Below are 8,518 nucleotides of genomic sequence, written 5' to 3' on the forward strand. Positions count from 1 at the left end.
CTCCTTACTACTGACTGCTGACTCCTGACTCCTGACTCCTGACTCCTGCTTACAGCGGTTTGCTGACCAGTTCTTGAAAAATAAGGAAAAAGACCTAACATGATTGAGACTAATGTCTCTCGTCGTCAACACGACACATTTCTCCAAGTCGTTCAAAGTTACTACCAGCTAACCAAACCCCGGATTATTCCCCTACTATTAATTACCACTGCTGGGAGTATGTGGATAGCCGCTAAGGGTGAGGTAGATCCCTGGTTGTTAATTATTACAATGATTGGCGGAACTTTAGCAGCAGCCAGCGCCCAAACCATTAACTGTATCTATGATCGAGATATAGATTATGACATGGAGCGGACACGCCACCGTCCCATCCCTTCCGGGAAGATCCAATCCCGTGATGCTTTAATTTTTGCGATCGCTCTGGCTGTACTTTCTTTTACCCTCCTCACCGTTTTTGCCAATCTCCTGGCAGCATTTTTAGCCTTTTCTGGCATCATTTTCTATGTTTTAGTCTATACTCACTGGCTCAAACGCCATACCACTCAAAATATCGTCATTGGTGGTGCAGCAGGGGCAATTCCCGCTTTAGTCGGTTGGGCAGCAGTAACGGACACTTTAAGCTGGTCTGCGTGGCTAATTTTTGCCATTGTCTTTTTGTGGACACCTCCCCATTTTTGGGCTTTGGCTTTAATGATTAGTGATGATTACGCTAAGGTGGGGATACCAATGTTACCTGTGGTAGCGGGTAATACAGCCACCGTCCGGCAAATTTGGTTTTATACGGTGATTACTGTCACTGCGACTATCTTGCTGTTTTATCCCTTACACGCCAGCGGGATTGTCTATGCTGTTATTGCCTTGACTTTAGGGGGAGTATTTGTCCATAAGTCTTGGCGCTTATTGCAAAATCCCGAAGATAAAACCATAGCGCGGGAATTATTTTTGTATTCCATTTCCTACATGATGCTGTTGTGTTTGGCAATGGTGGTGGATAGTTTACCCATTACTCATCATTTCCTTGCTCAACTGCATTTGTAATCATGCTCAGGACATAGATCCCCGACTTCTTTGAGAAGTCGGGGATCTGATTATTTTTTCTTTACAAAAAACCCAACAAAAATATACCCAGACGATTTTCTCATCATTTCTTGTATTAGTGCGTTTTGTTACGAAATTATTACAGTGGGGAATACCTCACCTCTTTGAGGGGCATACACACCAGAAAATAATTTGCAACTTCTGTTAACAATCTGTTATATTTATTTACATAAGGTTACAAAAAGTAAAAAACGAGGTTCTCGAATGGCTATTTTAATTTCTCTATTGGTTGTTGCTTGGGTAGCAGTTTCCGTTATCGGTTCTCTAGCTTATTTCATGGGTGAACAAAGCAAGCCCATTCACGAACGCAATTGGGCTTCTGATAAGTTTGCAGCTTTGGCTAAATCTATTACTGGCGTAGATATAGACTATACCCAACGCACACCCGCCTATGCTATTGATGCTTACAACAGCCGCAACTTACCCAGATAGTATTTACTGGCAATTTGACAAGATGTGTATAAAAATAACCTCCAGCATTGTGACTGGGGGTTTTGCTTTTCTAGATATAGATCCCCGACTTTTTGAAAAAGTCGGGGATCTGGGAACTACTTAAAATGCTGGCCGATAAACGCGATAGTTAATATTGGGGAAAATATTATCCATTGACTCGACTTTTTCCAACCAACCACTATCAACCTTACCCACTTTCACATCTTCATAGAGTTTATTAAAGCGCATTAAATGCGATCGCGTTCTTCTGACTGCATAGGGAACCATTGTTCCTGTCCGCATAATAAACGCCCAGTCAGAAGATTGTGCTAATAACAATTCTCGCGCAGCTTGGTTAAGTGCTTTTTCCTGTAATTCATCTTCAGCTTCAATTTGGGAAATTTCAATCATCCGTTCCGCAGCTTTGTGCAAATGTGGATAAACCCAAGCATTAGTATCATTCAACCAATATTCATGGAAACCCTTAAAGCCCCAACTCGACTGAGCCGGACGACATACTTGTTGCTGAGGATTAGCCCGTAAATAATCGGCTAAATGGGTCATTTCATAGGTTTTCTGGTCATACCATGACTTACGGAACAGATAATCAATAAACCAAGGACCCTCATACCACCAATGACCGAACAACTCCGCATCATAGGGAGAAACAATAATTGGCGGCCGACCCATGATATTGTGTAAATGCCCGGCTTGCTGCTCACGATTATACATGAAGTTAGCAGCGTGTTCTGCCGCTTTTTCCTTTGCCCAATAAGGATCATAAAGAGCTTTATCGGAAAGACCTAAGCCCCGTCCGGTAATTTTATGATACTTAATACCTGTATTTTTGCGCTGACCATTGGGCATAATATAGGGCTTAATATATTCATATTCCGCTTCCCAACCCAAATCTTTATAAAATTCCCGATATTCGGCTGCACCGGGATAACCCACCTCAGAAGACCATACTTGCTGGGAAGATTCATGATCTCGACCAAAAGCTGCTACACCAGTCTCCGTAAAAATTGGGGCATAACTACCGAAGCGCGGGCGGGGACGAGCGTATAAAATACCATGTCCATCTGTGAGGAAATAACGTAAGCCAGCATCAGCCAGCATTCGTTCCACACCTTCATAATAGGCACATTCTGGCAACCAAATACCTTTGGGGGCTTGGCCGAAAGTTTCCGCGTAATGTTCACAAGCTACCTGAATTTGCGCCCATACAGCCTGGGGGTACATTTTCATTAATGGTAAGTAGCCATGAGTAGCACCACAGGTAATAATGTCTAAGTTATTACTATCTTGGAACTGTTTAAATGCTGTAACTAAATCACCGTGATAACGTTCCCATAACTCTCGCGCTTCATTAAACTCAGTTGCATAATGTTCGGCTAAATAACGAACATGACCATTATGGATATTGCGCTCGGCTTCTAATTCTACAAGCTCTTCTAATTGTGATAGATGAGCATCATAGCGTTCTTGTAATAGAGGATCACGAAGCATGGACACTAAGGGAGGTGTCATGCTCATGGTGAGTTTAAAATCAACGCCGTCTCGCTTTAACCCTTCAAATACTTTTAATAAGGGAATGTAAGTTTCTGTAATCGCTTCATAAAGCCATTCCTCTTCTAGCACGTAGTCACTTCCCGGATGACGAACGAAAGGTAGGTGTGCATGAAGTACAAGCGCGACGTAGCCTATAGCCATAATATTTTTCTGTGTGGTACTTGGAGGTTACAGACAAAAAGTCTGTGGGGGGAAATTAAGAATATTTTAAGACTATATAGGTCATTGGTCATGAATGCTAAGTTAATAGTTATTAGAAAAATATTTTGGCCTAGCACCGCTGCGCGGAAGTTAAACGGGCGGTTAGAAACCGCGTCTACACAGGCAAAACCTCAAATCCTTAAATCAAGGTAGAATATCAAATAAACGTGCTAACTACCAAGATTATGAGCCTGTGCATCAATTCTAACTGCCTAAAGCCACAAAATCCCGATAATATCCTTTTTTGTCAAGCCTGTGGCTCGGAAGTCTTGCTACAACAACGTTATCGGGTACAATGTCAGTTAGGACGGGGTGGCTTTGGTGTGACTTATGAGATTAACGAAGTCAGAACCAATCAGGCTAAAGTTCTCAAAGTCTTGATTAATAACGACCCTAAAGCTGTAGAATTATTTAAACAAGAAGCTGATGTTTTAAGTCAACTCCATCATTCCGGTATTCCTAATGTAGAATTAGACGCTTATTTTGAATATTATCCCTACAATAGCCAAAATCCAATTCATTGTTTGGTAATGGAAAAAGTTGTGGGAGAAGATTTAGAAAAATATATGCAAAAACGTGGTTTGCGTCCTATTAACCAAACTACAGCTATAGAATGGCTAAAAGATCTAATCATTATTTTAGAACAGGTACATAATAAAGACTTCTTTCATCGAGATATTAAACCATCTAATATTATGTTGCGGTCTGAAAAAGCCGAATTGGTATTAATTGATTTTGGGACTGTGAGGAAGGTAACATCTACAGTATTTAAACAACAAGGTGGTGTCACAGGAATAATTTCCGCAGGTTACACACCCTCGGAACAAATTAATCATAATGCTGTACCTCAATCTGATTTTTTTGCTTTAGGACGGACATTTGTTTATTTACTCACGGGTAAAGAACCACTTGACCCAATCATCTATGATTCCTATAATGAAAGATTAAATTGGCGGAATCATGCACCACAAATATCATCTATGTTAGCAGATTTATTAGATGATATGATGCAGCGTTTATATAAATATCGTCCTCAAAACTCCCATGAGATTTTGCAAAGAATAGCAGCAATAGAAAAAGCTTTAAAACCCCAAGCACCAATACCTGCCAATAACCTTAAAACCTTTAGTTTTGAAGTTGTCACCACAGACGCACGGGGAAATATCACCAACCGACGCAAGGAAAGCGCGAAATACTTTACAGAAGACTTAGGAAATGGTGTGACGTTGGACATGGTGGAAATACCAGGGGGAACATTTATCATGGGTTCACCGGAAAGTGAAGCAAAACGAGTTTCAAATGAAAGTCCCCAACACCAAGTTACAGTTCCCAGTTTCTACATGGGAAAATATGAATTGACACAGGCACAATATCAAGCTATCATAGGAACTAACCCTTCCAACTTCAAAGGCGATAACCGCCCTGTTGAAAGAGTTAGTTGGAATAATGCGGTTGAGTTCTGTAAAAAGTTAATTCAAAAAACAGGCAAAAACTACAGATTACCCAGTGAAGCAGAATGGGAGTATGCTTGTCGTGCCGGAACTACCACACCATTTTATTTTGGTGAAAGTATTACTCCAGATTTGGTAAATTATCATGGTAATTATACCTATGCTTCTGCACCAAAAGGAAAATATCGTCAGCAGACCACAGATGTAGGAACTTTTCCCCCTAACTCTTTTGGTTTGTACGATATGCACGGTAATGTCTGGGAATGGTGTCAAGATGACTATAAAAATGATTATATAAACGCGCCTACAGATGGCAGTGCTTTGACAAGTCCAAGCCTGAGCGCAAAGCTGCTGCGCGGTGGTTCGTGGTACGGCAATCCTGTTAATTGCCGTTCTGCTTCTCGCCACGACTTCAACCTCGTCTTCAACTACAGCTCTATTGGTTTTCGGGTTGTATGTTGTGGTGCGGCGAGGACTTAGTAGCCCTTTACACTCTTGCTCTTTTGCCCTCTTCTCTTTTTTTCTTTTCCCTTCTTAACCCACCGCCGTTAGGCGGAAAATATTTTTCTACAAAAAGCTGGTTTTGGTGTCTGGATTCATTATAGCACAGATTTTTTATTTTGTCTGAATCAGGATTACCAGGATTTAAGGATTTTCAGGATGGAAGAAGGGGTGGGATTTTGAATGTTAGGAAATTCGGTTCATTCAAGATCCCAATATCCCCGACTTCTTGAAGAAGTCGGGGATATGAAATTTATCTAGAATCAATCTTCACTGTCTTGATATAAATTCTGCAAGTCCTGTAATTGGGTTTTACGGGAAATGCGGCGGTATTTTTTGCTTTCTAGTTTTGGTTCGTATTGACTCTGACCTTTACCTTTAGATATTAATTTCAGATTTGATTCCGGGTCAGCTTGTTGGTTAGTCTGGTTTTGATGGGCTAAAGCATCTTCTAAAAATTCTAAATAATGCTGATATCGTTCCCAGTCACCACTAACAGCACAGTCTGGCTCATCTTTGTGTATACAATCACTAAAGCGACAATGGGCAACAGCTAGGCGTTCTCTGGCCTCTGGGAAATAGTGAATTAACTCTTGGGGACTACAATCCAAATCCGGTTGATTAAAACCAGGAGTATCTGCTAATAACCCACCTGTAGGCATTTCAAATAATTCTACATGACGAGTGGTATGGCGACCACGGGCTAATTTACCGGAAACTTCCCCCACGCGCAGGTTAATATCGGGAATCAAACTATTAATCAAGCTGGATTTTCCCACACCAGAAGGACCAGCAATCACTGTAATTTTATCCTGCAAATATGTGGCTATTTGGTCAATGTTAATGCTATTTTGAACGCTAATAAATAAAGGTTGATAACCCCAAGCCAGTAAGCGATCGCTAATTTGCTGTTTTTCTTCTAGAGAGACTAAATCACATTTATTCAAACATAACAGCACATCAACGCCTGTAGACTCAGCCTTAATTAAAAATCTACTCAATTGAATAGGTTCTAAAGGCGGGTCTGCAACCGCAAAAACCAGGAGAATTTGATTGACATTAGCGATCGCGGGGCGATTTAATTGACTATGACGCGGTAAAACTTCACTAACAGCCCCCCGTCCATCAGTCCAATCTGGTTCTTCCACAATCACGCGATCGCCCACCATCACCTGTTGACCAATCTTTTTTAAGCGCGTCCTTCTTGTGCAGAGGAGGATAGGGGGATTGGTGACTGGTGACTGGTGATTGGTGATTGGTGATTGGTGATTGGGAAAAATCTTCTCCCTACTCCCCTGCTCCCCTGCTCCCCTGCTCCCCTGCTCCCCTGCCTCCTCATCCATCTGTACTCGATAAAAATTCGCCTGTACAGCTAACACCGTACCCAATAACTGTTTAGTAGAAATATTTTCCCCTGTCATGCCACAGTAACCGGACGACGGATAACCAGGGAAAAATAGCCAGCGCAATCTGTCACTTGTTCTATTTGATAACCAGCCATTGTCAGACTATCAGGAACTTGTTCTATCGGTTCACCTGGATCTAACCAAACTTCTAGTAAACCCCCAGGGGGCATTTTTTCCAGATATAGTTTTGTCCGCACAAAATTAATCGGGCAAGGAGTCCCACGCAAATCCAGTTGAGCGTCAGGGGTTAATATCAAAGAGCCACTCATGACTTAAATAAGTTTCCTATGAATCCGTCGAAACCACCTTTACCTGTCCTGTCTCCCTTAATTTTAGCTAGTTTCTCTAGCAATTCCCGTTCCTCTGGGATGATCTTAGTGGGGATATCAATTAACACCGTCAACAGATGATCACCGCGACTTACAGGATTACCCAGACGGGGAACACCACGATTTTCTAATTTCATCACTGTATTCGGTTGAGTGCCGGCGGGAATAATCAACTCCACTGGACCATCTACTGTATTTACCTCCAATCGGCAACCTAAAATGGCTTGTAAGTAGCTAATTTTAATTTCCGAGTTAATATTAATGCCTTCACGATGAAATTCTTCATCTTCATTGACAAACAAGTAGACGTATAAATCACCCGGAGGACCATTGCGTTGACCCGCATCTCCTTCTTGGGAAATCCGTAGTCTCGTGCCATTGTCTACACCAGCGGGAACATTGATTTTGAGTTTCTTTGTAACCTGATTTGCGCCCTTACCATCACAAGCATCACATTTATCTTCTACAACCGTTCCCGAGCCATCACAGGTGGGACAAGTTGACACTTGGGTAAAACTACCAAATGGCGTTCTTGTTACCCTTCTAACTTGACCTGAGCCGCTACAAGTGCTACAAGTCCGGGGACGAGTTCCTGATTTAGCACCAGAACCATTACAAACTTCACAAGTTTCTAAATGGGAAATGCGAATTTCCTTTTCCCCACCAAATACCGCTTCCCGAAAATCTAATTTCAGGTCTAGACGCAGATCATCACCCCGCACTGGTCCACCACGCCGTCTTTGTTGGGGTTGTCCACCTGGACCACCAGCAAAGCCGCTGAAAATACTTTCAAAGATATCGGCAAAACCACCCATATCTCCCATATCTTGGAAACCAGCGCCAGCCGCAGCCGCACCGGAAACACCAGCTTCACCAAAGCGGTCGTAACGAGCGCGAACCTCCGGCTCTGATAGCACTTCGTAGGCGCGGTTAATTTCTTTGAATCGTTCCTCTGCCCCAGATTCTTTATTCACATCTGGGTGATATTTTCGGGCTAGGCGGCGATAAGCCTGTTTAATCTCTTCTTTGTCGGCGTCACGAGAGACACCCAGGGTTTCATAATAGTCTCGAGCCATATAGCAATGTTAAGAATTAGAAGGAAGCAAATAATAGGTTTAAGGTAACACTTTAACAAGAATACAGAAATTTAGGAATGCAAATAGCGTGGGGTCACGCTAAGTCATGCTCTTTAGTTTAATTTTTGTTAATAATTAATTTTACCAATATTTTTTTGCTAGTGTTTGCTCTCACCGATGATTAATCTTTTATTATTGTGCTATTCAGATGTCGAAAAACCCACCTCTTGATTATAGGAACTAGCCGTACCATTAAATGTGGAAAACCCGACCTATACTTTTAGTTCTATCTGTGATATACGCTCTTGTGTTCCGTTCTATAAAACTTACCCAAAATTACCAAAGTCTAGACACATCTGGACAGCGATAACCTTAGTGTTTACTTCCTGCTTCATCACGGTCTTAGAATGGCTTCTAAGAGGTTTTTCCGCTCCACAGGCAATCTCGGTAGA

General features: G+C 41.9%; 7 protein-coding genes. 3 read left to right on the top strand and 4 right to left on the bottom strand.

The features are described from left to right. Window positions 1-99: 99 nt before the first annotated feature. Both PN450_RS16385 and PN450_RS16390 read left to right on the top strand, forming a co-directional pair. Complete coding sequence (locus tag PN450_RS16385) at window positions 100-1,038, top strand: heme o synthase (protein ID WP_148765067.1); 939 nt, start codon at window positions 100-102, stop codon at window positions 1,036-1,038. 264 nt (window positions 1,039-1,302) lie between these two features. Then, window positions 1,303-1,530: a photosystem II protein, Psb35-related gene (locus tag PN450_RS16390; RefSeq protein WP_015081014.1), complete on the top strand. Its 228-nt coding sequence runs from the start codon at window positions 1,303-1,305 to the stop codon at window positions 1,528-1,530. A gap of 120 nt (window positions 1,531-1,650) precedes the next feature. Here PN450_RS16390 and PN450_RS16395 read toward each other — a convergent pair whose 3' ends face one another. Continuing rightward, window positions 1,651-3,243: a glycoside hydrolase family 57 protein gene (locus PN450_RS16395; RefSeq protein ID WP_271836951.1), complete on the bottom strand. Its 1,593-nt coding sequence runs from the start codon at window positions 3,241-3,243 to the stop codon at window positions 1,651-1,653. A gap of 245 nt (window positions 3,244-3,488) precedes the next feature. On the opposite strand from PN450_RS16395, the gene PN450_RS16400 reads away from it, so the two are divergent. Further along, window positions 3,489-5,234 carry a bifunctional serine/threonine-protein kinase/formylglycine-generating enzyme family protein gene (locus tag PN450_RS16400; protein ID WP_271836952.1) on the top strand — a complete coding sequence of 582 codons (1,746 nt, stop codon included), beginning with the start codon at window positions 3,489-3,491 and terminating at the stop codon, window positions 5,232-5,234. Window positions 5,235-5,518: 284 nt separating this feature from the next. Here the strand turns inward: PN450_RS16400 and rsgA are convergent, their stop codons facing one another. The 3 genes from rsgA to dnaJ are packed head-to-tail and all read right to left on the bottom strand — an operon-like array spanning window position 5,519 to window position 8,066. Next, window positions 5,519-6,676, bottom strand: coding sequence for a small ribosomal subunit biogenesis GTPase RsgA (rsgA, locus tag PN450_RS16405; RefSeq protein ID WP_271836953.1), 1,158 nt, complete (start codon window positions 6,674-6,676; stop codon window positions 5,519-5,521). Further along, a complete protein-coding gene (locus tag PN450_RS16410) occupies window positions 6,673-6,930 on the bottom strand; it encodes a sulfurtransferase TusA family protein (RefSeq protein WP_148765075.1) in 258 nt (85 codons plus the stop codon). The genes rsgA and PN450_RS16410 overlap by 4 nt, the downstream gene beginning before the upstream one ends. Continuing rightward, a complete protein-coding gene (dnaJ, locus tag PN450_RS16415; protein ID WP_271836954.1) occupies window positions 6,927-8,066 on the bottom strand; it encodes a molecular chaperone DnaJ in 1,140 nt (379 codons plus the stop codon). Before dnaJ ends, PN450_RS16410 begins: the two co-directional genes overlap by 4 nt. Window positions 8,067-8,518: the final 452 nt, after the last annotated feature.

Origin of the sequence: Dolichospermum lemmermannii CS-548 (assembly GCF_028330815.1) — a bacterium.
Lineage (GTDB): Bacteria > Cyanobacteriota > Cyanobacteriia > Cyanobacteriales > Nostocaceae > Dolichospermum > Dolichospermum lemmermannii.